Here is a 26,708-nt window from a genome sequence, read left to right on the forward strand (position 1 = left end):
GGAGAAGGGGAGACGCGGGGACGCGGGGATGCAATTTGAATGATTTGATTATTAGCTTATATAGCAGGTGACAGGGGACAGGTGACAGTCTGAAGAGTCTTTTGGTGTCTAGATTTTATAATCAGTTGGTGTCCTAACCGCCCTGTCTGTTGCTATATAAGCAACACCTTGTCCAAATCGAAAAAAGTCTTGATTTGTAGGTTGGGTTGAGGTACGTTCGCACTACAGTTAATGTCCTAAGCACCTTGGCGGTTGCTATACTAAAAAACAATAGTTTGTAAAGAAATGTAAATATTGTGATGCAGGATAAAGTCGTTGTCATTGTCGGTGCTACGGGCGGTATTGGTTCAGCCTTAACTCGTAAACTTGCGCCCACGGGGGCTACGTTGGTACTAGCAGCTAGAGATGCAGTGAATTTAGCAACTTTGGCTAATGAGTTATCAGGGGAAGTGTTGACAGTTCCCACAGACATTACTCAACCCCAACAGGTAAAGGCATTAATACAAGCAACTATTGCCCAGTTTGGTCAAATCGATGTTTTGGTAAATGCGGCTGGTGCAGGTATCCTCAAACCTTACAACAGTATAGAACCAGCCGATTTAGATAGGATGCTGGATCTAAATTTAAAAGGCAGTTTTTACACCACTCAAGCTGCTGCTGAAGAGATGCAAAAACGGAAGTCTGGTCATATCTGTAATGTGGTGGGAATTCTAGGAAAGCATTCGATGTCAATGGCTGCGGCTTATTCTGCTTCTAAGTTTGGCGTTGTTGGTTTTAGCAAGTGTATGGCCGAGGAACTCAAGCGTTTTGGAGTCAAGTTCACCCTGTTCTATTTTGGTGGCATAGATTCTTCTTTCTGGGACAATGTGAGTTTAAAGGTAGACCGAAAAAAAATGCTCAGTTGCGAAACTGCTGCTAATGCCATTTTTTATGCGTTATCTGCCGAACCTCAGGCTGTACCAATGGAAATTAATATTCAACCGGATAGTCACCTATTTTTCTAAGTTCACCATTCTGGCTGAGGGAATACATGAAAATCTAGTATAAAAGGCACAATTGACTGTATATAAGCTGTTGCGCTGGATTTTCAGAGATTATGCTCCAAATTGATCACGTTCACTTTTATGTAGAAGATGCCCAATGGTGGCGAGATTGGTTTGTCAAGTATCTGGGGTTTCAATCGGTAGTGAGTTCAATTTTCCCTACTCTTGTTAATCGGGGGAAATCGTTTCATACTTGCACGGAAGTTGTCAAAAATGGCAATGTCTATTTTTTACTGTCTTCACCATTGTTACTCACCAGCCCGGTAGCTGAGTTTTTGCGTCATCACCCCCCTGGTGTGGCAGATGTGGCTTTTCTGGTGACAGATGTGGAAACTGTGATGGCAAGAGCTTCTGCCAACGGTGCTAAAGTCTTGCAACCTGTCCAAAATGAGGTGTCCTTCAAATTCGCCAAAATTGCGGCTTGGGGTGGGTTGACGCATACTTTGATGGAAAGACAGGACGTAAAAGCAGAGGATGGGGAGAGAAATCTTCTAGCAATCCCCAATCCTCAATCACCCAACGTTTTTACGGCTATTGATCATGTAGTTCTGAATGTGGAAGTCGGCAATTTACAAGCTGCTGTGAGTTGGTATGAAAATATTCTCGATTTTCAACCCCAACAAAGTTTTAAAATTCAAACCAATCGCTCTGCTTTGTCGAGTCAGGTGATGATTTCTGCCAACGGTGGCGTACAGTTACCGATTAATGAGCCGGCTTCACCTAATTCGCAAATTCAGGAGTTTTTAAATGTGAACAGGGGGGCGGGAATTCAACATATTGCTTTACGCACGCCTAATCTTGTGAGTGCGATCGCTCGTTTTCGTGCGGCTGGTTTATCTTTTCTCTCTGTCCCCCAAACCTATTACTCTAAGCTACAAGAGCGTTTAGAGGTTCCACTCTCACCCTCAGAACTGCAAGCGATCGCACAACAAGAAATTTTGGTAGATTGTCAACAAAATGCTCCTTTAGGGGCTTTACTATTGCAAATTTTCACCCAGCCGATTTTTTCTGAGCCGACTTTTTTCTTTGAGTTTATTGAACGCCGTTCCCAAGCGCAAGGTTTTGGCGAAGGTAACTTTCGTGCTTTATTTGAAGCCATTGAAAGCGAACAAATTAAACGCGGATTTGTCAGTCAGTAGACTGGGGACTGGTTATTCAATTACCTTTTTCCCAATTACCAATCACTGAGATAATGTTCATAAAAATTCCCATTATTTACTAATGCTGAGACTAATTACTGATTTCGACGGACCGATTATGGATGTTTCTGAGCGGTACTATCGTGTTTATCAATTGTGCTTAGACAAAACCCGATATGCTGATCAAGTAGTGACAGAACTTTCCAAAGCCGAATTTTGGCAACTCAAGCGATCGCACACCCCCGAAAAGCAAATAGCTTTAAAATCAGGTTTAGACGCAGAACAGGCACAACAATTTTCCCTTCTCCGCAAGCAAACAGTACACACAGAGCCTTATTTTGAGTATGATACCCTCGTACCTGGAGCCGAAGCAGCCCTCACCAAAGTTCAAGAAGCAGGCATTGATTTGGTAGTGATGACGATGCGTCGGGTGCGGGAACTGGACTACGCTTTCAATAAATATAATTTAGGTAGATTTTTTCCAGAAAATCGCCGTTATTGTCTCAGTAACGACTATGTAAAAACCCGTGATGTTGAAGATAAACCTCTACTAATGGCCAAAGCATTAGCGGAACTTCCTCCTGCTACTGATACTTGGATGGTAGGTGATACAGAAGCCGACATCACCGCTGCGAAAAGACATGGTATTAAAGTAATGGGTGTAGAAAGTGGAATCCGCGATCGCAGCCAATTAGAACTTTACGAACCAGACTTAATAGTTCAGAATTTGAGCGCCACTGTAGATTTAATTCTCTCTTAGTATTAGAGTTAGCTGGTAGTAAGGGCTAAAGCCCTTATTCAAGGACTTTAGTTTTCTCTACAAACCTTGAATTATTTACACCATCCTACTTAGCCGAACATGATATTAGACAGAATTCAAGCCGTTAAGTCGGTAAATTATTTGCACTTTTGTACTTATTGCTGATCAAATAAATTAATAGTGCAGGGTGGCGAAAATAACTAACCAGTGAGATTCAACTCAAAAGCTTGTAAAATATGCTTTTTAATTGTTAATTGTTAATTCCAAAAACGCTGTAGTAGGTTGAATATTAGGAATAATTTCTAGAAAAAACTCTATTAATTATGTCTATGTGATTGATATCAAAGTCTTGATTTACGAGATTTTATTTGGAATCATGATAAATAAGATTAGTTGAAATCAAGTCTAATCTTACTAATGAGTTGCAAAAAACTCACATACAAATATAAGGAGGAATTCTCATGGCTAATATCCAAATTTCTAAACTGCTTCCTGCTGGTTATGAACTATTTGATGATGCTGCCGGCTTTTTGGATGAACTAGCTACTCAGGAATTGCAATCTGTTGTTGGAGGTGGTCATCACTCTTGCCATTATCACCACAAACACAAATCCCACAGTGGCTCATACAACAACTACAGCAACTATAAATCTCAATCTTGGTGGTAAGTAACTCATCAATTAAAAAGAATAGCCGTTAGTTAACAGCTAATCATATCAACAGGAAGAGTAATTTTAATTACTCTTCCACCTTTTTTAGGTACTACTTACTCAATAAATTGCATTTCTTGGCGTTCTTCTTTACGAAGTGCTTTGCTCTTGCCGATTCGTAAAATTCCTACTTCCAGCGATAAATTAATTGTTGAGAATTTATCCGCCACAGAATTGCAGCTACATTAGTCAATAAACAAGTAACTGCTAGACCCAGTAAAATATAAGTTGGTAACATCACCACGCCAATGATAAACCAAGTGTAAACGTGCATAATCATGATGAAAGCAAACATACTGGCAAATCCTACAGCTTGCCAGATTTGAACTGTGGGGCGGTTTATGAATGTGAGGATAAGTGTTAACAATGTGGCGAGTACGTTCGCAGGAACAAGGAATGAACAAATACCTGCACAGTTTGTGCGAGAAAATTCAGCTAAAGTTTGGAAATCAAGCATTAATTTGTGGTAGGTAAGATTAGCTTATTATTAATTTTAACTTTTATTTATTTAACTACACCTATAGTATCATGAAAGTGATTACTCACATCTTTTTTTTACATATTTTAAAGAATTCACCAGACTAAAATTTATAACAGATATGGTGGACAATGCCCACCATTGCTGAATTAACCCATCAAAATTACAGTATCGATAACATGAATTACACCATTATCAGCGGCAATATCGGCTGCTAAAACTGTGGCATTTTTCACTTCAAAACCATCATCACAATTAATTTTAATCGGGGAACCTTCCACAGAAGTAACCGTACCCAATTTCGCTAAATCAGCCTTGGTCAGCTTTCCGGGAACCACATGATAGGTTAAAATCCGTGCTAACTGAGGAATATTTTGTAATAAAGTTGTAATTGTGCCTGGGGGTAACTTAGCAAAAGCATCATCAGTTGGTGCAAACACAGTGAATGGACCAGGACTTTTTAATGTTTCCACTAAACCAGCAGCTTGGACAGCTGCCACCAAAGTTTTAAACGAATCATTACTAACTGCAATATCAACAATATCCGCCATTGATGTCACCTCGTATCTGCCAAAGGTTCTAAAGAATAGTAAATCATATTTAACTTTTATTAAAAAAAATCCTGGTACAATATCCCCTGATGATTTTCTTAAGATTTTTTTATAGATGAAATGGGTAATCGTACATACGCAATTTTGGGAACTGGTGCATTAGGCGGGTTTTATGGCGCTAAACTGCAAAAAGCAGGTAATGAAGTCCACTTTTTGCTCAAAAGCGATTACTTAGAGGTAAGTCAACATGGTTTAGTCATAGAGTCTAAAGACGGTGACTTTACGCTCCCCCAAGTTCTTGCCTACAGTGACGTAGAAAAAATGCCTAGCTGTGATGTAGTAATAGTAGCGCTAAAAACGACACAAAACCACTTGCTACCGCACATATTACCACCAATTATCAAGGATGATGGAGTGGTGTTGGTATTGCAGAATGGACTGGGTATAGAAGAAGAAATTGCTCAAATTGTCGGAAATGTGAGAATTATTGGTGGGTTATGTTTTCTTTGTTCCAACAAAGTTGCCCCTGGACATATTCGCCATTTAGACTACGGACAAATTACCTTGGGTGAATATACATCTAACTATAATCCCACAGGAATTACAGAAAAAATGCAGCAAATTGCTGAGGATTTTCAAAATGCGGGGATATCAATGGAACTAGCAGAAGATTTACTATTAGGACGTTGGAAAAAACTAGTTTGGAATATTCCCTACAACGGATTATCTGTAATTCTCAACGCTAGAACTGATGAATTAATGGCAGATGTTCACACTCGTCAGTTAGTTGAACAGTTGATGTCTGAAGTAGCATTAGGGGCGAAAAGTACAGGGCGTGTAGTTCCTGAAAGCTTTATTCAAACAATGCTTTCTTACACTATCAAGATGAAGCCCTATCGCACCAGCATGAAAATTGATTTTGATGAAAGTCGTCCTTTAGAAGTAGAAGCAATTTTTGGCAACCCATTACGAAAAGCCGAAACTGCTGGTGTAAATTTACCGCAAATTCGCTGTTTATATCAACAATTGAAGTTTTTGGATACGAGAATAATTCGTAATAGTGCCTACGGCAAGCTACCGCCAACGTAATAGTGCCGAATGCAGGTTATGCCGTAATGAAGATGTTTGAAAAGCCTAAATTCATACTTGTCTGGGCGATTATAAATCGCGGCTATACAGGCAAAACCCATGTGGTCAAGAGCGGCTACACTTGGATATGACATTCCGAATGCAATTTTACCTGGATTCAGGTCACGAATTACTAGTAGCTTCTGCTACTGCATGGGCGGATGCCTATCCTGGGTGTTTGGCGTTTAAGTGTATTTAAGTATAGTAATCAATTATCTATTTGTAATAGATTATATAGAACTACTATTTGATTTTTGTTGGCGCAGCTTACGCCTATAACACTCATTACACGTTTATATACTTCTTCCCTCCCTGCCCACACAATTAAAAATTGAGCAGCATGGTTAGCACTCTTGTCAGTATTCCCGGTTATAGCATCACTGAAGAACTATACAATGGTTTAAGAACCCTGGTTTATCGAGGGGTTAGAGAGACTGACTCCTTACCAGTGGTGATTAAACTGCTGAAAAATCCTTATCCAACTTTTGGCGAACTCTTGTCATTTCGCAATCAGTACACCATTGCTAAAAATCTCAACTCCCCCCTAATTATCCAAACCTATAGCCTCCAAGCCTATCAGAACGGTTATGCGCTGGTGATGGAAGATTTTGGAGGGATTTCTCTTCAAGAGTGGGTAGTGGGGGGAAGGGTCGAATCTTTAATGGAGTTTTTGGAAATAGCGATCGCCCTCTGCAAGACTCTAGATATTCTTTATCAGGAGCGAATTATTCACAAAGATATTAAACCTGCAAATATCTTAATTAATCCTGAAACTAAGCAAGTCAAATTAATCGATTTTAGTATTGCCTCTTTATTGCCTAGAGAAACCCAAACTCTAATTAACCCAAATGTCTTAGAAGGAACCCTTGCTTATATTTCCCCAGAACAAACTGGGAGGATGAACCGGGGGATTGACTATCGGAGTGATTATTATGCTCTGGGGGTGACTTTTTATGAATTACTAACGGGTGTTTTACCATTTCCCTCAAAGGAACCGATGGAGTTGGTGCATTGTCATATTGCCCAAATGGCACCTTTAGCCCATCGTATCAATGTCAATATTCCGTTAGTTTTATCAGAAATAATTCATAAGTTGATGGCAAAGAATGCTGAAGATCGCTATCAAAATATGTTGGGTTTGCAGCATGATTTAGAGATTTGTTTGCAGCAATTGATAACTACAGACAATATAGAATATTTTGAGATTGGGCAACGAGATATTAGCGATCGCTTCATCATCCCTGATAAACTCTATGGACGAGAAGCTGAAGTATCAACCTTACTCCAAGCATTTGAAAGAGTTAGCCTTGGTGCAACAGAAATGATGTTGGTAGCCGGGTTTTCGGGAATTGGGAAAACTGCGGTTGTCAACGAAGTTCATAAACCGATTGTTCGTCAACGCGGCTATTTTATCAAAGGGAAATATGACCAATTTCAACGGAATATTCCCTTCAGTGCATTTGTGCAAGCATTTCGCAGTTTAATGGCACATTTGTTGAGTGAAAGTGATACCCAATTGCAACTCTGGAAAAGTCAGATTTTGGCAGCTTTGGGAGATAGCGCTCAGGTGATCATTGAGGTAATTCCTGAACTAGAAAGAATTATTGGAGTTCAGCCTCCAGCGATTGAATTGTCAGGAACTGCGGCTCAGAATCGATTTAATCTGCTGTTCCAAAAGTTTATTCAAATCTTCACAACGATCGAGCATCCCTTAGTGATGTTTTTGGATGATTTGCAGTGGGCGGATTCAGCCTCATTGAACTTGATTCAAGTGTTGATGGCTGAATCGACTACAGGCTATTTGTTATTGCTGGGAGCTTATCGGGATAATGAAGTGTTTGCAGCACATCCCTTGATGTTGACATTGGATACGGTCAGCAAAGCGGGAGACATGGTGAATACAATCACGTTAGAACCCTTGAGCCAATCTAGCCTAAATCATCTGGTGGCGGATACACTTAATTGTGCCGAGGCTTTGGCACAACCCTTGACGGAATTGGTGATGCAAAAAACCCAAGGAAATCCTTTTTTTGCTACCCAGTTTCTCAAGGCTTTGCATCAAGAAAAGCTGATTACTTTTGATATCAATGCGGGGTATTGGCAGTGCAATATTGTTCGAGTGCGGGAGGCAGCACTGACGGATGATGTGGTGGAATTTATGGCTTTGCAGTTGCAAAAGCTGCCAGACACTACGCAAAACATTTTGAAATTAGCAGCTTGTATTGGGGCAGAGTTTGATTTGCAGACTTTGGCGATCGTCTTGGAGCAGTCGCAAACTGAAGTGGCAACGGCTTTGTGGAAAGCTCTGCAAGAAGGATTGATTCTCCCTCAAAGTGAGGTTTATAAATTCTATCTAGGCGATGTCGAGGTTGAGCGATCGAATCTGTCCCAGAGCCTCAATTATCAATTCTTGCATGATCGCGTCCAGCAAGCCGCCTATTCTTTGATTCCCGATGACCAAAAACAAATTACTCATCTAGCGATCGCTCGACTGCTGCACCAAAGCACCCCAGAAACGGAACTAGAAGCCAATATTTTTGAGATTGTCAACCACTGGAATCGGGTAATTAATCTCATCCTCGACCCACAGGAAAAAAAGAATCTCGCTCAACTGAATTTAATTGCTGGTAGCAAAGCCAAAGCCTCAACTGCTAATGAACCAGCCCTCACCTATTTCCAGACGGGTTTAACATTGCTGTCTGACGAAAGTTGGCAAACCGAACCACACCTAACCCTAGCATTACATGAAGGCGCAGCAGAAGCGGCTTATTTGTGTGGTAACTCTGACCAGATGGAGGAATGGATAGGGGTGATTTTATCGCAGAACCTCCAACCGACTAAATCTGTTAAAGCCTACACAATACAGATTCAGGCTTATACTACTCAGGGACGGTATCAAGAAGCGATCGCCATCGCTCGCACTGCTTTAGCGATGTTTAATATTCAGCTTCCCGAACAGCCAACACCCGAATATATCGCCCCAGCTATCCAAGAAGTTACAAAATTACTTACCGGCAGAACGACCCAAGATTTACTCAATTTGCCAGTGATGACGGAGGCAGAAACCTTGGCGATAATGGAGTTGCTGGCAAGTATTACCGTCACGACTTATGTTTCGGCTCCTTTGCTATTTCCTTTTATAATTCTGACCCAAGTAAAACTATCGATTAACAAGGGAAACACTGCCCTGTCTGCCCTTGCCTACAATTGTTATGGCACCTTATCGATCAATTTGTTAGGAGACTTGGATGCGGCTTATAATTTTGGTCAGTTATCCCTACAACTGGCGGCAAAACTCAATGCCCGATTAATACAAACAAAAGTCCTGAATGGCTTCGCAATCTTTATTGTTCATTGCAAATCTTACTTACGTGACTCACTGCCCATATATATAGAAGGTTTTCAGACCGCTTTAGAGGTCGGCGATTTAGAATTTCTTGGTCATAATACCTATGGAATTTGCCAATATTCTTATCACATGGGCAAGAACTTAACGTCACTAATTGTAGATACTAAACCTTATCTAGCGATCCTATCACAGCACAATTTAACCGTTCATCTAAATTACAGTTATACAGCTTTACTGCCGATTCAACGCTTACAAGGTAGCCAAAGCAAGGCAGAATTAGCGACCCAAGGGAAACAGCTACATCATTCATTCACGATCGCCAATGACTTAACTGGTTTACATTTCTATTGGGTAGGTCGGTTAACTGTTTCCTATCTATTTGATGAAACAGTGCAGGCAAGTGAGGATGCGGCACAAGCCCGTCAAACCTTGACAGCAGGCGGAGCAGGTTTATTTTCCGAATTTGTTTTTTACTTCTACGATTCGCTCACAGCAATCGCTGAGTATCCTGAAGCTACAGATAAAACTGGGTTGGGCGATCGCATTGCGGCAAACCAAGCCAAACTCCAACATCGTGCTAACCACGCCCCAATGAACTTTCAACACAAATACGACTTAGTAGAAGCAGAACAATATCGGGTATTCAATCAAAAGTATAAGGCAGCAGATTGGTACGATCGCGCAATTTCTGGAGCCAAAGCCAACGAATATATCCAAGAAGAAGGTTTAGCCAACGAACTTGCTGCCAAGTTTTATCTTGACTGGGGCAAGGAGAAAATTGCGGCTGTTTATATGCAAGAAGCCTACTATTGTTATGCCAAATGGGGAGCCAAAGCCAAGATTGATGATCTAAAAACCCGCTATCCTCACTTATTGCGCCCCATTCTTGAATCTGCCGTCCAACCGATCAACGTGCTGGAAACCTTGGCAAGTATAGGTGATCTCCAGGTTTCACTCCATTCATCTACTATTTCCAGTCATTCTTCTAGCACCAGAGTCAACAGCGCTCTCGACTTTGCCGCCATTCTCAAAGCCTCCCAAAGCCTTGCCGGAACGATTCAACTCAATGAACTGCTCCACCAACTCACCCAAGTTATTTTGCAAAACTCTGGCGGCGATTGCTGTGCTTTAATCTTACCCAATGAAAATCAAGTCTGGGAAGTGCGGGCGATCGCTACCCCCACCGCCACCGACCTCTACTCCGACCCCCTAGAAAATAACCCCAATCTCCCTATCAAACTGATTCAATATGTCAAAAATACTCAACAAGTCGTGGTGCTTGACGATCTAGAAACCAATTTACCTATAATCGATGATTATTTGAGACTAGACCAGCCGAAAAGTGTCCTGTGTTTACCCATTCTCAATCAAGGACATTTGGTGGGGATTTTGTATCTCAAGAATCGCTGTACCAGTGGTGTGTTTACTAGCGATCGCCTCCTGATCCTCAACTTTCTCTGTACCCAAGCCGCCATCTCCCTAGAAAATGCCCGTCTTTATTCGCAAGTCCAGCAAACCCTAACTGACTTGCAACAGGCTCAATTACAAATTATTCAAAGTGAGAAAATGTCAGCCCTAGGGAATCTGGTTGCTGGGGTGGCTCATGAAATTAATAATCCCATTGGTTTTATTGCGGGAAATCTGAATGAGGCAAATCATAGTTTGCAGGATTTAATTGATTATGTGCATCTCTATCAAGAAAAGTTTCCTGAGCCGGGGAGAGAAGTTGTCGAGAAAGCCGAGGAAATTGATCTCGATTATCTAATTGAAGATTTACCAAAGATGCTGGAATCGATGCAAACGGGGTGCGATCGCATTAAGTTTATCAGTAAGAGTTTGCGGACTTTCTCTCGATCTGATACTGATCGAAAACAGTTTTTTGATATCCATGAAGGTATTGATAGTACTGTTCTTATTTTACGCCATCGACTTAAGGCTAATGAGCAACATCCCGCTATTGAAGTAGTTACTAATTATGGAAACTTGCCCCTGATTAATTGTTTTCCGGGACAGTTGAATCAAGTATTTATGAATATTCTGGCGAATGCGATCGATGCCTTAGAAGAGTCTAGTCAGGGGCGGAGTTTTACTGAATTAAAAGCTCACCCCAACCTCATTACGATTACAACTACGGTGGTCGATCGCCATGTGCAGATATCAATTATGGACAATGGTAAAGGTATGAGTGAAGAAGTAAAAAATAAAGTTTTTGAGCATCTATTTACAACTAAAGGAGTAAGTAAAGGTACGGGACTGGGTTTGGCGATCGCGCGGCAAATTATAGTGGAAAAACACAACGGTTCGCTTTTTGTGAATTCTACACTCGGTGAGGGATCTGAATTTGTCATTACCTTACCCATTCAGGCTGGAATTCCGGGTTAACTTTTTGGAGATTTTGCAAACCATATGTCCATAAAATTCCTGTAAATCCAGCTTTTTTTTCCGGTAAATGAGTTCAGATTGTTGCAAGAAGAGTGGTGATTTACATTTTTTGTGTTATAACCCTCACAGAAAATGAACTAAGGCAGACTTCTACTCTATGGAACCAGACAAGCTGGCCCGGTTTAAAGAGTACGGTGAATTTATCCTCAGGAAAATTGACTCAGTACCCCAACGTCCTTCCCAACAAGAAGATTGGGTTCCTACTAGCCTCGATGATTGTTTAATGCGCCTGCGGGAGGCTGCACAGAAAACTGTAGAACTTGCTACCTCACCCGTTAAAATCGGCGTTATGGGGGAATTCAGTAGCGGTAAAAGTTTACTGCTAGGTAGTCTGATTGGTTATGCAGATGCTTTACCGGTCAGCGAAAATCCCACAACTGGGAATGTCACTGCCATTCATATTCAGCCCCAAGATGGCTTTGTTACCACCAAAATAGATAATTACACGGTGGAGTATTTATCTCATGAAGGGGTAAATGAGTGTTTACACTTCATGTTGGGGGAAGCAAACCGCCGCGCTACCGCCGCCGGACTTCCACCGTTACAAGTTTCCAAAATCAAAACAGGCAAAGATATTTCTATCTGGTGTGAGGAAGCATGGAAAAGCTCAAGTAATTTAGAGTTACGCTATTTGCTGCGAGAATTAGTGTTATTTCTCCGGGCTTATCAAGCTTATGGTGAGGCTTTATGTGGTAGTCATTATCACATTGATGCTGCTACAGCCCATGAGGGATTACAACTAACGGAAATGCCCATGGCTATCCAAACTCTCAAATTTGAGGATTTACCTCCAGCCCATATCCGTTTACCAAGTGCGCCCCAAAGACTACAAACGCAATTATTACAAAATAGCTTTCTCCTCATTCGCCGTGTTGATATTGAAGTGAAAATATCACAGGAAATATGGGATGTAAATGGTGCTGAGGAATTTGTGCTGTTAGATTTTCCCGGCTTAGGGGCGGCAAATTCCGGTGCAAGAGATACTTTTTTGTCACTGCGGGAATTGGCGCAGGTACAGACGATTCTAGTGTTGCTCAATGGTAAATCACCGGGAAGCGATCGCGCTAATAAAATCTTCACGATGATGCAGCAGCAACGGCCAGGACAAGATTTAAAAGATTTAATTCTTGTTGGTGTAGGACGTTTTGACCAATTACCTCTGGATAGTGAAGGTGGCGAAAGAATACTTGATTTTTTAATTGAAGATCATCCCAATTCTCAACCTTTGCAGACAGATATAGTTTTCCAAAAATTGAAAGTTTTACAAACTATTATTGATGGGGCGGAAGCTTTTACTAGCCAAAAAGACCGCATCGTTTTATTATCCCCATTGTTAGGATTAGCTGAACTAGCAAAACGTTCGACAACAGTTAAAGCAGGTTCGGAAGAATTTATTGCTAACTTAGATTATCCTGATTATCTAGAACGGTCGAAGCGAATACAACAAAAATGGGGTAAATTAAGCGAACGGTTGTTAACAAATGAGACGCGGAATACTCTAGGTAGACAGTTAGGTTATTTTGCCCAAGATGGTGGTATTAGTAAACTGCGAGAATTGATTCAAAATCATGTTGCCACACATGGTTTAAAGCAATTATATGAAGATACTCGGAGGGCGGCTGATGTAGTCCGTCAGCAACAGGAACAGCTAAAAGATATCATTGAAGAAATTCATGAACAAGGTATCCCCACAGTTGATAATCCGGCTTTAGTTGAATTACGGTTAGGAATTGAAAGTTTAGATAAAGCTTACAGAAACTTTCAAAAAGATTTGGGTAAAGAACCACTCAAAGATCGGCGGGGAGTTGTTGTCAGTGATGTCATTAAAGACGAATTGACTTATCGAATTCTCAATTGGAGTCAGTGGACTTTACTATTTAATAAATCCCAAAATGGGAAAATTGCTTTAGCAGAATCTAAAGGTGCGGCGGGGAAATTATTTGACAGAGGAAATAGGATTAATAATTCCTTACCTACAAAGAGTGACGACTTTTATCCAGAATTTGAAAAGACCATTAAAGAACTGGAAGATTTTGCCCGCGATCGCATTCGTCAGGCAGTGGTAGACTTATTAAGTAAATTAGCCAGTCAAGTAGTTTTAGAACGGGAAAATTTACAGGCAATTCTCAACCCAGAAATCGAACCAGTTATTGAAGAAAGGTTTGGAGTAGAAGCAGCAGACTTATTTTATAAACTTCTCTTAGGATGCGATCCTAGTCAATGGAAAGAAGCAATTATCTTAGAAATCAACAGCCAAGATAAAGCCATATCACCAGAGATGATGTTTCCCCTAGCGCGACGAGATGAGAAACACAACATTGGGCAAATTTTTGATTGGTCTCCAGAGAAAAACCAAAATTCACCTCGTTCTGCTAATCATCAAATGTTTGTTTTACGTCTGCGAGATGAAATCACAGCCAGCGCCAGTCTTCATCTTGTCCAATATGTCAGTGAAGTAAATCAGCAAGTTAATGCAGAATTAGAAGGGATTTTGGATCAAATTATTCCCAGTTTACAAAATCTATCTAAAAAAGAAGAATTACTCCGATATATTGCAGCAGGAGATGCACCTCCAGAATTAGCAATTCCCACTTGGTTACAGATTCTTTCTGGTATTGCCGAAATAAAGGAAAGTGATACCTATGAGTATCTTTAATAGACAGGATTACAGAAGAGATAATTTTCCTAATAACTAATGACCAATGACCAATAAGGAACCTACATAATGCCTGTGGAAATTAGCCTTCCACCTCGTTATCAACTGCGTGTTAAAGACAATAAAAGTTTGGATTTACCTGCTATTCAAATTGTGGCAACTAATAGCAATATCCCGCATATTTCTCGTATTATCTGCACCGTCAGAGGTACGCCAACGAAACTAGCAGCAGAAATTCAACAAAAATACAAACACTTTAACTCGGCTACACCTAAAAAAATCTCTAACTTATGTCAACTAGGTCAATATCCCTATCAGTTAGAGGAACCTATCACAGAAGTAGTAAACTGTACTTTACAGGTAATTGTTGAGTATTTTGATTCTAATGCTACAGGAAATCCAATTTTATCTATCCGCAAGCATCTGAGTGTTTCCTGTAATCTTTGGTTTTCACCAGATTTTCAAACAATAGCAATGGATACGCCCATGAACCCTTTTGAATTAGATACTTATCTGAATAAATTAAGTCAGCAATTGAGCGAAAAATTGAACGAAAAATCACAAAAAAGATTTCCTGGTTGGTTTGCTTTAGATTTTGGGACTTCTAACTCTACAGTTACACTTTTTGATCCCATTGAAGTTCCCATTGCGGAAATTTTACCACGAGAACAAGAACTCCGATTACGTCAACGTTTAGCAGAATGGTTAAATTCTCCTGCGGTTTCTGCTTTACCTGAGGTGAGTGTGGGTGAATGGGAAAAGTTTATTGCTAATATTAGCAAAAATTTAGAAATTGAACCAGAACAGTTAAGTGAAGTTTTTGAAAGTGATAACAAAGAGCAATTTTTAGAAGCTATTCGCCAAATCGAATTATGTTTAGGAAACAGTGACAGATTTCGCCGTGCTGTCAGCAAAAAACTTTATCAAATCTATCATGAAGTCTTCCGTGTTCCGACTTTAGAATCACAGAATTTAATTCCTATAGTTTTAGATATTGACAGACGAGATACAGAAATTCCCAGTGAAATGGAAGTATTGCAACTAGCGCCATTAAAGTTGGGAATGGGTAGAGAAGCCAGAGATAATAGAAAAAAAGCGATCGCATACGGTGCGTCAAAGACAAACCCGCAAGGTACAACTACTTCTGTTAAAGAAATTATTAGCAGATTTCACCACTCCCCCAAACGCTACTTTGGTCAAAATCGCACTTTCCCAGTAATCATTGATGGGGAAGAAGAAAATATTCAAGTTAATCAACTAATTCAAGCAGCTTGGGCGCATTTGATCGAATTAACTGAAGATTATCGCCAACGCGCTAGACGCAGATTTTCTGAGGGAGATTTATTAACAGCAGTTGTCACATACCCGACAGTAGCACCTCCAGTAGTTCGCAAAGAAGTTAAACAACTGGTGGAACAATTGGGAATTGATGATGTGCAAACAGCCTATGATGAAGCTGTTTCTGTAGCCATATTCTTTTTATGGCGAGAATTTGGGGGAAATTTAAATATTGGGATTGAATCTTTTAAAACTCGCTGTCGCCAAAATGGCAATAAATGGTCACAAAATGTTTTAGTTTTGGATATTGGCGGTGGGACGACAGATTTAGCTTTGATTGAACTAACATTAGAAGACAAAACTCCATTTTTTGCTGATAATGAAGACCGAGGTTTAGGCGGACGTTACTATAAACTGACTCCTAAATTATTAGGTTCTTCAGGGCATTTACAATTAGGTGGTGAATTAATTACTTTGCGGATTTTCCGCCTTTTAAAAATAGCTATAGCTGATTTTCTTTTAACAGCATTAACTAATGGAGACATCGAAAGCGATAAATTAGATGACTTAATTAACTCCGAATTAAATGAACGCTTTTTAGAAGAAGGTAACTTTAAAAGTGGCAGTTTATTGAAATGTGTAGATAAAGAAAATCCCGAAGGTGATGTTGCGTTTAAAGATGCTTTAGATACAGCCGAAAAAGTATTACCTACCCGTTGGCAACAAGCACCCCAACGCCTACAAACATTTTACACACTTTGGGATCATGCCGAAGCGGCTAAACTCAAATTGGGACAAAAACCACCTGGTGACGGTTCTTTATTTGTGTTTACTCTTTCTGAACAACAAATTAGTGAACTACTTGCCCAAAGTGGAGTTAAGTTTCAAGTCATCATTCCTGATGCTATTTCTCTAACTATAGATAGTCAGCAATTTGAACGTAGTGCAGTTTCACCAATTAAAGAAGCAATTGGAATTGCAAAAGGACTAATGGAAAGTCGCTTAGATTCTGGAGATAGTCAAAAAGTAGATTGGTTAATTCTCTCTGGAAAAACTTGCAATCTTGACTTGGTACAAAATCAAATTTACCAAGAATTTAGTAAATCTCCCTATTTTGTTTGGAACCCAGAACGAATTACGTTTGTTTTAGAATTTACCAAACTGGCTACCTCTGCTGGTGCTTGTTATGCCGAAAAATTACGTCGATTAAGATTTGATCCTGAAGAATCAAAAAGTCTACTACGTAAAGGTGCAAACCAGTTAGAGATAGATGTTAAAAACCTATTTTATTATTTACCTTGTAACTTCAAACGTAAAACCCAAAGTAACGAATTGTTAGGTATATTCAATGCTGGGCAAGAACTTTATCAACTTGCCGCATGGGAAAGTGTCGCTAAAGTTCGTACTCATTGGCAAGGTATACAATTAACAAATATTATCTATCGTCAAGACTATGAAGATGGCGATTTACGTCTCTGGGGCAGTTTTGATGGGAAAACTTTAATGGAGAAACTAGGTATGGAAGAAGCACAGTTTCTCAAACAAATTAAAGTCCAATTTGAAATTGACCAAACTCTACAATTTAGCGTTTTGTTATGTCAAGGAAATCCGCATTATTTAATAGATGTTGCGGGTATTGATGTCAATTCAGCTATATCAGAAGATTTAGAAACATCAGATCTATTCGCTGATGGTAAATTAAAGTGGAATATTGCCGTTGAAGGTTACTATAAAGACTTAAATGATGGTGATATTGCTATCAATGTTTTAGAGTCAGCAACAGTTGATCTACCAAATGCCTATCATTTAGTATTTGCAGTTGATAATAATGAAAATAAACGACTAGAAACTTTTCACTATTTACAAGATGGTGTGACAGAACCGGGAAAAGGTTTAATTAGTAATGCTTTACCACCTTTTCCCCAAAGTGGACAACACACTTTCTATGTTTACCAAACGGATAGCGAAACCAATACAAAAAAATGGATACGCATTGGTTCACTGAGTAAGCCAGATATTACTACAGATTACCCCTGTCAATATCATATTACTCTTGACAACAAAGGTATATTGCGAATGCACGCTGGTGAAGTTCCCTACTGGACATCACACAATCAAGAATGTCTCCAACAAGAAGGATGTGTTTATCGTGCAGAACTGGAATTACAACCCAATGAAGTTGATAAAGAACGCGATCCTTTTTGCGGAATACATTAAAGTAATTCGTAATTTTCCCCGTGTCTCCGCGTCCCCGCGTCTCCGCGTCCCACTGTCTCCGCGTCTTCCCCTCCCCGCGTCCCCGCGTCCCCGCGTCTCCTGCCTTCCTCTGCGTTGCAAATTCACTATTTCTTAGCCCCATGATGCAGCATTTACGTCAATTAATAGAAATAGAAAATTCAGAATTAGCCCAAGTGCTACGATTTGGTTTATACGGACTAGAAGCGGCACTAAATCAGGCACGAGAGGAATATCCACAAGACCCAGGAATTGAGTTATGTGATCAGGTTTTGCAAGAACTTTACGACCTTTTAAGACCGATACCATTTGCACCGGTTGAGGATAGTAGGGAATTAAAATTAATTCATTTGCAAAAGGCTTTCAATTCTGACTCAGAACTAAATTTTTATCTAGGAAATTCTCCTTTACAAAGTCAAACAGATGCTGATTTGTGGAATGAAATTCAACGCTGTCTGCTGCGAGTTCCTGAAGATTTAGCTACATCTTGGAGACAGTTTGCTGGGGAAATGGCGCAAGAAGTTGGCGCGGTTGAAGACAATCAAAATCTTGATGAATTGCCCTTTATTCGTGATGAGTTAATTTACCCTGGATTGAGTGGAACTGTTCAAGCTAAAGGGCTATGTTTATCTCAAAAAGCACTTTTGAAAACAGAGATAACCCAGATTTATACAACTGGTGATCTACAGTTATTAGCTGGGTTGATACTTTTATATATTAAATGTATTGAGATAGAACCAAATTTACATCATGCTTTGAAGAGCGTGTTTAGTTTTGATGTTGTTTCTTTACACACCAACCCAGAACAGCGCTATCTTTATCTTGAAGCATTGAGCGATCGCTTGCAACGTACCGAAAAAGCTGAGGAAAATACTGACCTCATCTTCAATCTACGTGCTTTGATTGACATGGATGAAGCTATCCATTCCTTAGTATTTATTCCCCCAGCCGAGCGTTATTCCTGGTGGGGAAAGTTACAACAAGAATCACGACGCATTCTCAAAAAAGTTGCGGATAAAGCCATTAAAGCAGGTCATGATGTCCGCATTAAACAATTATCAGGACTGTATGCTGATAATTGTACTTTTTCCAAAGATGACATCCAATTAGATTGTGGCGGTACACCAGGAGAAGTTTTAACTTGTCTGCGAGTGTATGCGCGCATTAATCAGGAAGAAAATCCGGGGCGAGTGCTATTTCGGTCTTTACGGTAAAAAAGAAGACGGGGAGAGGGGAAGACGCGGGGAGTAGGAGACGCGGGGACGCGGGGAGTTTGTTTGATTTGATCAGCAATTAAGTAGAGTAAAAACCTCTTTCTCCCTGCACCCTGCCCCCTGCACCCTGCCCCCTGCACCCTGCCCCCTGCCCCCTGTCACCTGCTTTACTGCATACGAGGAGGTGTAGGACGAGGTGTACGAGGAGCCGGTGAAGGTGAAGTTACAGGTGAGGGGGTTGGTGAGGCAAATAGAGTTTGTGGTTTATTCATAGCTTGAGAATCTTGAGGTATTGCTGCCAAGGTAGCAGTCCCCAAAAATGCAACTAAAGCCAACCGTGCGAAGGATCTCATATTTTTATCCCTGTCAAGACTTATGTTACCCTATTTTGATACATCATCAAAACCTAGCTATCTCGCTATAGTTAGGCTTACTTATGTTTCTATAAGTAGAAAAATGCATTTACAAAAATGTCTAAAGTAGATGTTTAAGTAAGATGTAATTAATGTCAAGATAAAAATACGGAGTTGATAGAAAATGCTAAAAAGCAGATGGAGAAACAAATATAGATGATTCAACCGCGCAAGCAATTTGCTCAACATTGGTTAAAAAGTGAAAAGGCACTCGACGCAATTGTCAAGGCAGCAGAGTGTAAAAATAGCGATCGCATTTTGGAAATTGGCCCTGGTACTGGGATTCTGACTCGGCGGTTGTTACCCCTAGTTAAATCCCTAGTAGCTGTGGAAATTGACCGCGATTTGTGCAAATTACTTGTAAAACAACTAGGTCAGAGAGAAAATTTTTTACTGCTGCAAGGGGATTTTCTGACTCTAGATTTATCATCTCAACTGTCTGCTTTTCCCAATTTCCAAAAGCAGAATCAGGTTGTTGCCAATATTCCTTACAATATTACAGGGCCAATTATTGAAAAGTTACTCGGTACGATCGCTCACCCGAACCCAGAACCATTTGATTCTATTGTACTACTGGTACAAAAAGAAGTCGCAGAAAGATTATATGCTAAACCTGGCTCAAGAACTTTTGGGGCTTTGTCAGTCCGAGTGCAGTATTTGGCTAATTGTGAGTTAATTTGCACAGTTCCCGCTGCTGCATTTGAACCACCACCAAAGGTCGATTCCGCAGTAGTGCGATTGCGCCCTCGTCAAATTGAAATTCCCGCCCATGACCCCAAAAAATTGGAAAATCTGCTGAAATTGGGGTTTGGGGCAAAGCGAAAAATGTTAAGAAATAATTTGCAATCGGTAATTGATCGCGATCGCTTGACTCAATTACTGGAACAATTAGGAATAAATCCCCAAGTAAGAGCCGAAGACCTCAGCGTTGAACAATGGGTGTCACTCACAAATCAGTTATAGCAGGGAACAGGGAACAGGCAAAAAGCTTGAAAGTCTTTTGTTATATGGATTTTATGACAAATTTATGTCCTAACCTACTTTATTTCCTAACCTACCTGGCAACTGCTATAAATGATAACTGGTTACTGTTAACTAATAACTAGGGTTTGCTGTATCCCTTACGGGAGCCGTTAGGCATATAAAACTAAAACCTTTACCAGTTAAGGCTTTAAAAGCTATTAAAAGTGATAATAGTGCAAAGAATAAGCCTTGATCATATCAAAACTAATGCATCTGATCAGGTTCTGTATTATTCTAACTCCTCTTCTTCCCTCTTCCTTCTGACTCCTGACTCCTGACTCCTGACTCCTGACTCCTGACTCCTGACTCCTGACTCCTGACTCCTATCCCTCACGAAAAACTTTTTCAGCAAACCCTAACTAATATGCGTTCTTATAGTTTAATTGCACCTGCCAAAATCAACTTATATTTGGAAATCATCGGCGACCGCTCTGATGGATATCACGAGTTAGCAATGATACTCCAAAGCATCGACCTAGCAGACCAAATTGATATCCACCCTGCCAGTACAGAGACGATTCGCGTTTACTGCAACCACCCACAAGTACCGACAGATAACAGTAATTTAGCATACCGAGCAGCCGCGCTAATGGCGACAAAATTTGCCGACGCGTTTAAAAATTTGGGCGGTATTGACATTACTATCAAAAAGCGGATTCCTGTGGCAGCAGGTTTGGCTGGTGGTTCCACAAATGCAGCAGCGGTGTTGGTGGGGATAGATTTACTCTGGAACCTGGGACTAACTTTTGCAGAATTAGAAGAATTAGGCGCTACCCTGGGTTCTGATGTGCCATTTTGTATTTCTGGGGGAACTGCGATCGCTACAGGCAGAGGTGAACAACTCTCTCCTTTACCAAGTTTAGATCACATCCACATAGTCTTGGCCAAATACCGGAGTTTAGAAGTTTCTACTCCCTGGGCATACAACACCTATCGTCAAGAATTTGGTAGTACCTACATTAGAGATACCGCAAATTTAGCAGATCGTGCTAATGCAGTCCATTCGGGAGAAATAGTCAAAGCTATCGTCAATAAAAATGCCGCAGAAATTGCCCAAAAACTGCACAATGATTTAGAACGGATAGTCTTGCCAGCTTATCCTCAAGTTTTGCATCTGCGCGAATTATTTGCCACTCAACCAGGAGTTTTAGGCACAATGATGTCTGGTTCTGGCCCTTCAGTATTTGCTATTGTAGAATCGGCAGAACAAGCAGAAATTGTCAAATTAAAAATCCGAGAAGCAATTCCTGATCAAGATTTAGAATTATTTGTCACTCGGACAATTACACATGGAATTAAAATCGCACCATGAATGAACCAAATGTTACCCCTTCCGCAGATACTAACGCCCAAGTACCACCTACTCCCCTACGCTGTATAATGGGTGCGGCCATGTCAGGCGGATTTGGATTTGCCATGTATTCCCTGATGATAGCGATCGCTACAACTTTTGCCAGCAAACCCATCCATTCAGATAACCCCATGGTAGTGAATATTGGTTCTGCTGTCCGTACCTTAGTTGTGGGTGTAGTCGCTTTAGGAACTGGGATATTTGGGATTGTGGCGCTTGGTTTATTGGCTTTGGCGGTACAACTATTATTACAGCAATTCACAAAGCCTAGAAACAGTTAATTAAGGCTGACGCGGAGACACAGACACACGGAGACACGGAGACGCGGGTATAGGGAGACGCGGAGATAGGGAGAGTTTTTTTGATATGATCAACTACTTAACGGTAAATCATTCACCAATGGTGAGCGATTTTTGATGACTTGTAGCTTCGCCGTTTTGGGAATTTGCACAAATTGATTTTGTTTTCTCCAAATAGTCGGAGATGAGTTGTGATATTGGCGAAACTGGCGGGAGAAATGACAAGCAGTTTGATAGCCGAGTTTTGTCGCAATTTCTTCAATAGTCTGATTAGTATTTTTCAGTAAAGTACAAGCAGCTGCCATGCGGCGCTTAACAATCCAGACATTCACAGTCTCTCCCGTTTCTTTACCCACTTGGGTAGTTAAGTAAGCCGAGGAATAACCAACAGCTTGTGCCACATCAGACAAAGTGATCCCTTTGTGATAATTAGCTTCAATATAGTCGAAAACTTCTTTGAGGTGAGTAACAGGGGGAAAGATGAACTCAGAATTTAATGAACCATCTGATATTTCTGGAACTTGATGAGAGACTTGATGAGAGATTTGATGAGAGTTAGTAGCGTAACAGTACCTGAGAAGTGAGTGCTTTTCTAGTCGGATTGCGATCGCTTTGAGCAAATGATTAACTGTTAAAGGCTTGGTAAGATAGTCATCTGCGCCCAAATCCATCGCTTTTCTCATAGATGCCATCGTATTACTAGCTGTGAGAAAAATGAACGGAATAATAGCTGTCACATAATCTTGACGCAGCTTAGTAACAACTGTGTAACCATCAATATCTGACATCACCAGATCGCAAATCACCAAATCTGGTAAATGTTGTTGTGCTTGTTGGATACCAACCAGACCATTTTCCGCTCCTATCGCCACAAAACCTTCAGCCTCAAGACCGTCTAAGAAGAGATTACGGGTAGGTGCATGATCTTCAATCACAAGAATTTTTTTCGACGATTCGCGTATCATTTTGTAACCAATATAAAGTTTTCAAAGGGAATGATTACTAAACTCTTCGCTGAGGATTAAGCCGAGACACAATTAAGGTTGATTTGAAAATATAGCAGTCCTTTTCGGAAACATATAGGGAATAGAGAACACAGTTATTGATTAAAAATCAAACCTCAGAATAGGGAACTGATGGCAGCATCACGGTAAATGTTGTGCCTACACCAATTTTAGTCACCCATGTGACTTTTCCATGATGCAAATCTACAAGAGTTTTAACAATCGATAAACCTAGTCCTGTACCGGGAATATTATTAATATTACTACCTCGATAAAATGGCTCAAATAGTCTTTTTTGATCTTCTTCAGGAATGCCAATTCCTTGATCTTGAATCTGAAAAACCACTTTTCCCTCCTCACAATCAAGTATTAAATCTACTGTGCTGTCAATTGGAGAATATTTAATTGCGTTATCAAGCAAATTAGTCAAAATCATATCCAAAAAATTTTTATCAATCCATGCTGTTGAGCAATTACCGCGACTGTGGAAATTAATAAGGTTATGGCTATTTTTCAGCAGTCTTTTTGCCAGCAAATCATTGCAGAAATGAAGCAAATCAATTGGTTTTTGATCCACATTTATTTTTGCTGATTCTGTTTTAGCTAAGGATAGAATATCATCCAAAATTTGGTTGATTTGTTCGACTGCTATTTGAATATGTTCCAGGAATGGTCGTATTTTATCCCCTGTCCATTGATGGATATGCCGCTGGAGTAAGCTATTAGAAAAATACACAACGTTTAGTGGTGTACGGAATTGGTGACAGATAATAGAAACAAAATGCGCTCTGAATTCGCTGAGTTGTTTTGCTTGTTCTAAAGCCTCATTTAACTCTGATTCTACATTTTTGTAATCGGTGATTTCGATACCTATAATCACTTCAAATTGTTTACCATCAACATCCAAGTTCCCATCTAACTGAGATACAGCACAAGCTATCCATTTCTCTGTACCGTCCTTTGTCAGGATATTCATCTCCTGATATTCACAATTGTTTTTTTTACATTGCTTTAATTGTTTACTCTTGATTAGTTGACTCAGATCAAAATCCGTTAACAGTTCCTTTTTTGTATAGCCAGTCAGTAACTCCGCTGCCGAATTAACATAGCTAATTTGAGTACCATTAATTAGGAAAATACTAGCTTTAATAGAGTCTATTAAATTGCGAAGTATAGTTTTTTTTCCTCGCAATACTTCGTCAGTCTGTTTAGATTCAAATTTAGCTATTTTTTGTTGCAGATACTCTGGTCTTTGCCTACCTGCGGTCAGGAATTGTTGGATACTCAGTTCTACTAAGTCATGATTATTGCCACTAAGAAAAGCACAGCTAAATTCTCCATCTTGAGTTTTTATATAGGTAAGATGGATTTCTGTCGAAAACATCTGACCTCTTTTACTACGATAGCGAAATTTAGAGGAAATGCGTTTTAGCGTTTTCAACCATTGCCATTGTTTAGACCAATTATGTAATGAAAAATCTACATCTAAATCACTCAGTGTCATAGACAGTAATTCCTCGCGGGAATAATCTGTCTGTCGGCAGATCATATCATTAACATAAAGAAACTGGGCATTTTCTCCTAAACAGAATGCAGCATCTCCACACTGATTTATCAAAAAATCAGCAAATATCAAATTTACTTCTGACTGGGATGCTAACGGATAATTGGATTGAAATAAGCTAAACTCGCCAGAATTCATATCTAGATTTGCTCCTGATAACTAATTGGCATCATCGGTTTTATTCAAATTTAGTTGCTCATCACCACCTCTAGTAATAATTATTTTGTTCTTCTTATCCAGAATAGGTTAATTCTTTTAGGCTGTAGCTCACGAATGTGGGAATCGTTATAGATGGGTTTTATTTTAGCAATTAAAAGCGAAATATATTACTTTAGTTGCATGATAAAAATTTATTAAAATTATTACTTACTCAATGGTTTGAAACAATCAAAACTCAGCAGAAATACATGGCATTTTTTTAATTAAATGAGAACTTAATCCTCAGCGCATATATACAGAGACGATATTTTGTAATCCCCAGTTCCATAGGAGTACTAGTGATATCTTTTTACAAAAATAATGTTGCTTCCTTTTAGTAGTGTAAGAAGGCAGATATTTGGGAAATAGAAGTCTGTTTATCGAATGATTGCGTGTTTCCAGTTTGGCTTTCCCAACATAACTAATCAGCCCTGAAAATTTTATTGACTGCCATATCGATAATTGATATATTGAGCCAGACACAGCTACATATAGAACTCCTATTTGATTTTTGTTGGCGCAGCCTGCGCTTTGCGCTTACAAAAAGTCAGTATACCTTTATTCCTTCTTTCCTGTTCCCTGTTAAGAGTTCTCTGCCTCTACGAGTAAGTATGGCTACGCCACGCAAGCTATCAGGAATCAAACCGGATTGCTATAGATGTTTGTTAACTTTGATTTAGTTAGATTTCACTTCCTAGCTGCTCCTTAATTAGAAAATTTGTTGCTTATTCACTTAAATTGGCTGATTTTGATCTTTAAAGCATTTAACTATATAGAAGGATGCTCAAACATCCTTCATAAGGAGTAGGTTTTTCTTGATTTTATTCCCTCTGGATGATCATATATCTACCAAAAGGAATAGAAATTGTTAAAGATGGGTGTGTTTTCCAATACAAGGACTGAATGTACTATGTCTCTTGATAGCGTCTGTTCTGAATACAACCAGAGACAAGGATAGTTAAATCTCTGACTGACAAATCATCAAAAATATTTCAAGAGCGAAAAAATAGACTGGTTTACCAAAAAATAGTTCATGTATTCATAGCTGAACATTGAGTAGGCTTAAGAAAGAAGCAGCTTCTGCAATACGGTTAATCTGTATGGGTGGGTTTAGCTCAATATCGATTCAGCAAATAAAAATGCTGTACTAGCTGGTTAAACCTGCTCCTACTTTCAATAAACATTAACCTTAGATGGTTCTGAAGTTTGTCTTGATGTAAGCAGATGCTGATATCAGCAATGTTTACTCTGACTTAACTTGTTCTCAAAATTGTGAAGGAGAATGGAGACTGGATTTTAAATCAAAAAATTTGGCAATTGCTTCCCAATCTCTCCATAATTTGGAAATATTTTCTCAGTATTATCTCATCAGGTTGCGGGGATTCCTAAACCCACGAAGATATCCTCTGTATGGAGGAAAATCTTAGCCGCAACCGTTGAAATATGGGAAAAATTCTACCAGCTATTGACCAAACAATTTCAGATTTTAAATTTAGGATTTTAAATTAAAAATAAACGGTTTCATTGCCATTGGTTGGAATTATGGCACAAATCGTCAACTCACAATTTAAAATCCTCAAGCCTCTGACTGTATACATAGGGACAATCCAAAATTACATAGACTGGCTTTATTTACACAATAAGGAGTGCATACTATGAGCCAAAATCTTGCTGAATATAATAGGCAAATCACTGACGGGGGGACGAAATCAGCTACAAGACAGACTCTATAAGCCTCATAGCTCTTAGACCTTGTTGATAATACGTACACTTATTGCGATTTAATCTTATTAATTCTGTAACCAAATCCATACAAATCTCCTTAAAATTGACCCAAGTTTGACCATATAATCCGATATAAAAACTACTATGT

General features: G+C 39.7%; 17 protein-coding genes and 1 pseudogene. 12 read left to right on the top strand and 6 right to left on the bottom strand.

Annotated elements, in window-relative coordinates; translation table 11 throughout:
* Window positions 1-299: 299 nt before the first annotated feature.
* The 4 genes from H6G68_RS11950 to H6G68_RS11965 all read left to right on the top strand — a co-directional run bounded on the left by H6G68_RS11950 (window position 300) and on the right by H6G68_RS11965 (window position 3,610).
* Window positions 300-1,004, top strand: coding sequence for an SDR family oxidoreductase (locus H6G68_RS11950; RefSeq protein WP_190906862.1), 705 nt, complete (start codon window positions 300-302; stop codon window positions 1,002-1,004).
* A 92-nt stretch (window positions 1,005-1,096) separates the two neighbouring features.
* Window positions 1,097-2,182, top strand: coding sequence for a 4-hydroxyphenylpyruvate dioxygenase (gene hppD / locus H6G68_RS11955; RefSeq protein WP_190906843.1), 1,086 nt, complete (start codon window positions 1,097-1,099; stop codon window positions 2,180-2,182).
* A gap of 82 nt (window positions 2,183-2,264) precedes the next feature.
* Entirely contained in the window at window positions 2,265-2,942 is a 678-nt protein-coding gene (locus H6G68_RS11960) for an HAD family hydrolase (RefSeq protein ID WP_190906844.1), read from the top strand.
* 461 nt (window positions 2,943-3,403) lie between these two features.
* Window positions 3,404-3,610, top strand: a complete 207-nt coding sequence (locus H6G68_RS11965; RefSeq protein WP_190906845.1) for a hypothetical protein — start codon at window positions 3,404-3,406, stop codon at window positions 3,608-3,610.
* A gap of 169 nt (window positions 3,611-3,779) precedes the next feature.
* Here H6G68_RS11965 and H6G68_RS11970 read toward each other — a convergent pair whose 3' ends face one another.
* Together H6G68_RS11970 and H6G68_RS11975 are read right to left on the bottom strand one after the other, a co-directional pair.
* A complete protein-coding gene (locus tag H6G68_RS11970) occupies window positions 3,780-4,109 on the bottom strand; it encodes a hypothetical protein (RefSeq protein WP_190906846.1) in 330 nt (109 codons plus the stop codon).
* A 170-nt stretch (window positions 4,110-4,279) separates the two neighbouring features.
* Window positions 4,280-4,681: a fasciclin domain-containing protein gene (locus tag H6G68_RS11975; protein ID WP_071187329.1), complete on the bottom strand. Its 402-nt coding sequence runs from the start codon at window positions 4,679-4,681 to the stop codon at window positions 4,280-4,282.
* A 120-nt stretch (window positions 4,682-4,801) separates the two neighbouring features.
* On the opposite strand from H6G68_RS11975, the gene H6G68_RS11980 reads away from it, so the two are divergent.
* From H6G68_RS11980 to H6G68_RS12000, 5 genes are all read left to right on the top strand, one after another.
* Window positions 4,802-5,770: a putative 2-dehydropantoate 2-reductase gene (locus H6G68_RS11980; RefSeq protein WP_190906847.1), complete on the top strand. Its 969-nt coding sequence runs from the start codon at window positions 4,802-4,804 to the stop codon at window positions 5,768-5,770.
* 379 nt (window positions 5,771-6,149) lie between these two features.
* Window positions 6,150-11,540: a trifunctional serine/threonine-protein kinase/ATP-binding protein/sensor histidine kinase gene (locus H6G68_RS11985; RefSeq protein WP_190906848.1), complete on the top strand. Its 5,391-nt coding sequence runs from the start codon at window positions 6,150-6,152 to the stop codon at window positions 11,538-11,540.
* Window positions 11,541-11,697: 157 nt separating this feature from the next.
* Window positions 11,698-14,256, top strand: a complete 2,559-nt coding sequence (locus tag H6G68_RS11990) for a dynamin family protein (protein WP_190906849.1) — start codon at window positions 11,698-11,700, stop codon at window positions 14,254-14,256.
* A gap of 69 nt (window positions 14,257-14,325) precedes the next feature.
* Window positions 14,326-17,751 (top strand): acetate and sugar kinases/Hsc70/actin family protein, encoded by a 3,426-nt coding sequence (locus H6G68_RS11995; protein ID WP_190906850.1) that lies wholly within the window; start codon window positions 14,326-14,328, stop codon window positions 17,749-17,751.
* Between the two features lie 143 nt (window positions 17,752-17,894).
* Complete coding sequence (locus H6G68_RS12000; protein WP_190906863.1) at window positions 17,895-18,983, top strand: hypothetical protein; 1,089 nt, start codon at window positions 17,895-17,897, stop codon at window positions 18,981-18,983.
* 167 nt (window positions 18,984-19,150) lie between these two features.
* Here the strand turns inward: H6G68_RS12000 and H6G68_RS12005 are convergent, their stop codons facing one another.
* Window positions 19,151-19,336, bottom strand: a complete 186-nt coding sequence (locus H6G68_RS12005) for a hypothetical protein (RefSeq protein WP_190906851.1) — start codon at window positions 19,334-19,336, stop codon at window positions 19,151-19,153.
* Window positions 19,337-19,552: 216 nt separating this feature from the next.
* On the opposite strand from H6G68_RS12005, the gene rsmA reads away from it, so the two are divergent.
* The 3 genes from rsmA (at window position 19,553) to H6G68_RS12020 (ending at window position 22,051) form a co-directional block, all read left to right on the top strand.
* Window positions 19,553-20,359 (top strand): 16S rRNA (adenine(1518)-N(6)/adenine(1519)-N(6))-dimethyltransferase RsmA, encoded by an 807-nt coding sequence (rsmA, locus tag H6G68_RS12010; RefSeq protein ID WP_190906852.1) that lies wholly within the window; start codon window positions 19,553-19,555, stop codon window positions 20,357-20,359.
* Between the two features lie 424 nt (window positions 20,360-20,783).
* Window positions 20,784-21,731 (top strand): 4-(cytidine 5'-diphospho)-2-C-methyl-D-erythritol kinase, encoded by a 948-nt coding sequence (gene ispE / locus H6G68_RS12015; RefSeq protein ID WP_190906853.1) that lies wholly within the window; start codon window positions 20,784-20,786, stop codon window positions 21,729-21,731.
* Window positions 21,728-22,051 carry a DUF3082 domain-containing protein gene (locus H6G68_RS12020; protein ID WP_190906854.1) on the top strand — a complete coding sequence of 108 codons (324 nt, stop codon included), beginning with the start codon at window positions 21,728-21,730 and terminating at the stop codon, window positions 22,049-22,051. Before ispE ends, H6G68_RS12020 begins: the two co-directional genes overlap by 4 nt.
* An 89-nt stretch (window positions 22,052-22,140) precedes the next feature.
* Here the strand turns inward: H6G68_RS12020 and H6G68_RS12025 are convergent, their stop codons facing one another.
* The 3 genes and pseudogenes from H6G68_RS12025 to H6G68_RS27170 form a co-directional block, all read right to left on the bottom strand.
* Window positions 22,141-23,034, bottom strand: a complete 894-nt coding sequence (locus H6G68_RS12025; RefSeq protein ID WP_190906855.1) for a response regulator transcription factor — start codon at window positions 23,032-23,034, stop codon at window positions 22,141-22,143.
* Between the two features lie 148 nt (window positions 23,035-23,182).
* Complete coding sequence (locus H6G68_RS12030; protein ID WP_190906856.1) at window positions 23,183-24,775, bottom strand: sensor histidine kinase; 1,593 nt, start codon at window positions 24,773-24,775, stop codon at window positions 23,183-23,185.
* Between the two features lie 1,773 nt (window positions 24,776-26,548).
* A pseudogene (locus H6G68_RS27170) lies at window positions 26,549-26,708 on the bottom strand (IS4 family transposase); the annotation flags it as partial.

The organism is Anabaena catenula FACHB-362, assembly GCF_014698735.1.
GTDB classification, from domain to species: Bacteria; Cyanobacteriota; Cyanobacteriia; order Cyanobacteriales; family Nostocaceae; genus Anabaena; species Anabaena variabilis_A.

Excerpts from the sequence above, each read along its gene's own strand:
- H6G68_RS11950 (WP_190906862.1), top strand. The coding sequence starts at position 300 with ATGCAGGATAAAGTCGTTGTCATTGTCGGTGCTACGGGCGGTATTGGT.
- hppD (WP_190906843.1), top strand. The coding sequence starts at position 1,097 with ATGCTCCAAATTGATCACGTTCACTTTTATGTAGAAGATGCCCAATGG.
- H6G68_RS11960 (WP_190906844.1), top strand. The coding sequence starts at position 2,265 with ATGCTGAGACTAATTACTGATTTCGACGGACCGATTATGGATGTTTCT.
- H6G68_RS11965 (WP_190906845.1), top strand. The coding sequence starts at position 3,404 with ATGGCTAATATCCAAATTTCTAAACTGCTTCCTGCTGGTTATGAACTA.
- H6G68_RS11970 (WP_190906846.1), bottom strand. The coding sequence starts at position 4,109 with ATGCTTGATTTCCAAACTTTAGCTGAATTTTCTCGCACAAACTGTGCA.
- H6G68_RS11975 (WP_071187329.1), bottom strand. The coding sequence starts at position 4,681 with ATGGCGGATATTGTTGATATTGCAGTTAGTAATGATTCGTTTAAAACT.
- H6G68_RS11980 (WP_190906847.1), top strand. The coding sequence starts at position 4,802 with ATGGGTAATCGTACATACGCAATTTTGGGAACTGGTGCATTAGGCGGG.
- H6G68_RS11985 (WP_190906848.1), top strand. The coding sequence starts at position 6,150 with ATGGTTAGCACTCTTGTCAGTATTCCCGGTTATAGCATCACTGAAGAA.
- H6G68_RS11990 (WP_190906849.1), top strand. The coding sequence starts at position 11,698 with ATGGAACCAGACAAGCTGGCCCGGTTTAAAGAGTACGGTGAATTTATC.
- H6G68_RS11995 (WP_190906850.1), top strand. The coding sequence starts at position 14,326 with ATGCCTGTGGAAATTAGCCTTCCACCTCGTTATCAACTGCGTGTTAAA.
- H6G68_RS12000 (WP_190906863.1), top strand. The coding sequence starts at position 17,895 with ATGCAGCATTTACGTCAATTAATAGAAATAGAAAATTCAGAATTAGCC.
- H6G68_RS12005 (WP_190906851.1), bottom strand. The coding sequence starts at position 19,336 with ATGAGATCCTTCGCACGGTTGGCTTTAGTTGCATTTTTGGGGACTGCT.
- rsmA (WP_190906852.1), top strand. The coding sequence starts at position 19,553 with ATGATTCAACCGCGCAAGCAATTTGCTCAACATTGGTTAAAAAGTGAA.
- ispE (WP_190906853.1), top strand. The coding sequence starts at position 20,784 with ATGCGTTCTTATAGTTTAATTGCACCTGCCAAAATCAACTTATATTTG.
- H6G68_RS12020 (WP_190906854.1), top strand. The coding sequence starts at position 21,728 with ATGAATGAACCAAATGTTACCCCTTCCGCAGATACTAACGCCCAAGTA.
- H6G68_RS12025 (WP_190906855.1), bottom strand. The coding sequence starts at position 23,034 with ATGATACGCGAATCGTCGAAAAAAATTCTTGTGATTGAAGATCATGCA.
- H6G68_RS12030 (WP_190906856.1), bottom strand. The coding sequence starts at position 24,775 with ATGAATTCTGGCGAGTTTAGCTTATTTCAATCCAATTATCCGTTAGCA.